Origin of the sequence: Rahnella sp. ChDrAdgB13 (assembly GCF_017655185.1) — a bacterium.
GTDB lineage: Bacteria > Pseudomonadota > Gammaproteobacteria > Enterobacterales > Enterobacteriaceae > Rahnella > Rahnella contaminans.
Window position 1 is genome coordinate 1 of the sequence record NZ_JAEMGT010000243.1, and the last position, 2858, is coordinate 2858.

3 protein-coding genes are annotated in these 2858 nt (G+C 52.6%); all 3 read left to right on the forward strand.

What is annotated here, in order from left to right:
- The first annotated feature begins 587 nt into the window (after positions 1-587).
- Genes J8X26_RS27385 through J8X26_RS27395 form a run of 3 tightly spaced genes read left to right on the forward strand, consistent with a single transcriptional unit; the run spans position 588 to position 2442 of the window.
- Entirely contained in the window at positions 588-1202 is a 615-nt protein-coding gene (locus J8X26_RS27385) for a methylthioribulose 1-phosphate dehydratase (RefSeq protein WP_165058586.1), read from the forward strand.
- Positions 1199-1885, forward strand: coding sequence for an acireductone synthase (gene mtnC, locus J8X26_RS27390; protein ID WP_152324656.1), 687 nt, complete (start codon positions 1199-1201; stop codon positions 1883-1885). Before J8X26_RS27385 ends, mtnC begins: the two co-directional genes overlap by 4 nt.
- 11 nt (positions 1886-1896) lie before the next feature.
- On the forward strand, positions 1897-2442 hold the full coding sequence (locus J8X26_RS27395; protein WP_152324655.1) for an acireductone dioxygenase: 546 nt from the start codon (positions 1897-1899) through the stop codon (positions 2440-2442).
- Positions 2443-2858 lie beyond the last annotated feature (416 nt).

Consider the following 2858-nt stretch of genomic DNA (forward strand, 5'->3'; position numbering starts at 1 on the left):
ATGATCCGGCTGCTGGGGGTATTGGTGATTCGTATGATCCGAAGACTGGAGAATTTACCAAAGCAGCAACTGATTAATAAATACATCTGACTTAATCAATCCCTTTTATTTTTCCTCTCAATTTTAAAAGCCAAAAGCAAGACAGCACTTATCGCCATTATTGCCAGTAAAGCAATAACGCTGATTGCGAATGTCAAAAGCATGGGATTTACCTGTGATGGGTTCTGAAGGCCAAGGATGGCTATGGGGCGCAGGACATCATGAAGTTTGATGACAGCATGGACGCGTTCATGCTGAAGAGTGAGTGAAAAGTGTATGGGGCATGTATGGGGCAAAAAATTGCCTCAAGATAACTCAGAATATCTAATCTCTCCGAGTGCGCTTGAGGCAAGGCTTTGTTTGACGCATGTTGACGCAAAATAACCCGGTTTTTATCTCTTCATTTCACCATAACACGATGTTAATATTTGGCAATCGAGACGCTTAGATGGCTAAATGCTAATTCAATATAGGCCATATCAATTATTTATATATCGCGGTTTTCACTCCGAACTCAGGCCCTCAACGCACGATTTTTCAGGATTACGATGACAGAGAATTTGCAACTGGGCGCGCTGCTGGCGGCCTGTCACTGGATTGGTCAGAAGGGCTGGAGCCCGGCGACAGGCGGGAATATGTCTGTTCGCGAAGGTGATGCTCATTGCCTGATCACCGAATCAGGAAAAGACAAAGGATCGCTGACCGCAGAAGATTTTCTGCTGGTTGAACTGGAAAGCGGACTGGCACCCAGCGGTCGTCGTCCTTCCGCTGAAACCGGCCTGCACACCATGCTGTATTCCCGCTATCCTGAAACAGGGGCGGTGCTGCACACACATTCGGTGAATTCGACCGTTTTGTCCCGCGTGGAACGCAGCGGCGCGCTGGTGCTGGAAGGCTACGAAATGCAGAAATCGCTGAGCGGCCAGACGACGCACCTCGATCAGGTGGTGATCCCGATTTTCGACAACAGCCAGGACATCTCAGCGCTGGTGCAGAAGATTATTGCCAGCTCGGAACACGCGCCGTTGCAGTATGGTTTTTTGTTGCGCGGCCACGGTCTGACCTGCTGGGGACGGGATGTGGCGGAAGCACGCCGCCATCTGGAAGGACTGGAATTTTTATTCCAGTGTGAACTGCAACGTCGCCTGCTGGAGGCCAAATGATCCGCGCCATCGTCACTGATATTGAAGGCACCACCACGGATATCCGTTTTGTGCATCAGGTGTTATTCCCGTATGCCCGTCAGCGTCTGGCCGAATTTCTGCGTCATCAGCACGAAGAGCCGGAAGTGGCGGCTGCGCTGAATGCTCTGCGAGCCGAAATCGACCGCCCGCAGGCCAGCGTCGAGGCCCTGATTGAGCAACTTTTTACCTACATGGACAACGACGTCAAATCGACGTCGCTGAAAGTCTTGCAGGGTATTATCTGGCGCACCGGTTACGAGAACGGTGATTTCCGCGGGCATTTGTACGCGGATGTTGCGCCGCAGTTAGAAGCCTGGAAAGCCGACGGTTTGCAGCTTTGCGTGTATTCTTCCGGTTCCGTTGACGCGCAAAAACTGTTGTTCGGCTACAGCGATGCGGGCGACCTCACGCCGCTGTTCAGCGGATATTTCGACACCCGCGTTGGCGCCAAGCGTGAAACGGAGTCCTATCAGAACATCGCCGAACAGCTGATTTTACCGCCCGCTGATTTACTGTTTTTATCGGACATCCGTCAGGAACTGGACGCCGCGCGCCTGGCGGGCTGGCACACCTGCCAGCTGATCCGTGACGACGCTGACGAACTCAGCGACCACCTGCAAGTTAATCGTTTTGATCAGATAGCCTTAGAAACATTCTTATAAGAGGGTTGACCATGAGTGCATTGACGATTTTTAGTGACCAGGATCCTTCCGCTCCAGTTTGGGAAAGCCGGGACGGCGACGCCATCGCCGCAGAGCTGAGCAAAATTGATGTACGTTTTGAGCGCTGGCAGGCCGACCGTGATTTAGGCGAAAATCCCCAGCCGCAGGACGTGATCGCCGCGTATCAGCATGAAATCGACAAACTGGTCGAAGAAAAAGGCTACCAGAGCTGGGACGTGATCAGCATGCGTCCGGATAACGAACAGCGCGACGTGCTGCGCACTAAATTCCTCTCCGAGCATACTCACGGTGAAGACGAAGTGCGTTTCTTCGTCGAAGGCGCCGGGCTGTTTTGCCTGCATCTGAACGGTAAGATTTTCCAGATCCTGTGCGAGAAAAACGATCTGATTTCTGTCCCCGCCAATACCCGCCACTGGTTTGATATGGGCGGATCTCCGTCGTTTACCGCGATCCGCGTGTTTGATAATCCGGAAGGCTGGGTGGCGCATTTTACAGGCGACGGTATCGCGGATAAGTACCCGAGGATGGGGGAGTAAGCCTTTTAGAAAGGCTCCAAAGGAGACCTTGGGCTCAAGGGACGCTTAGCGTAAATTTCGGTTTTTCATGTGCGATGATCGCTTAGCGGCTCGCGCCGAAACCGACCAAAGAGGCCCAGGACGGGGCCTCTTTGGAATCTCCGCGTCTTTCTAACTGCGTGCTATCGCTCGCTGGCTATGTTTCAGGGGCCAGCGCTATTGCCGCGAAAACTTGCCGCTGCGCGGTACCCTCACTCGGTTTCGAGCCACAGGTCTCGAAACACTTAGCTCGGCAAGCTTTCTGAAAGCGGCTGGAGGCTTTTTTAAAAGATAAACCATTCTGCTTTTGAATTTAGATAAGCCCCTGGCCGCTTTCAAAACGACGTCGAATGAACGGTGAGAAACAGCGAGAGTCTTTTTCCGAGCCGGTTCGAGCC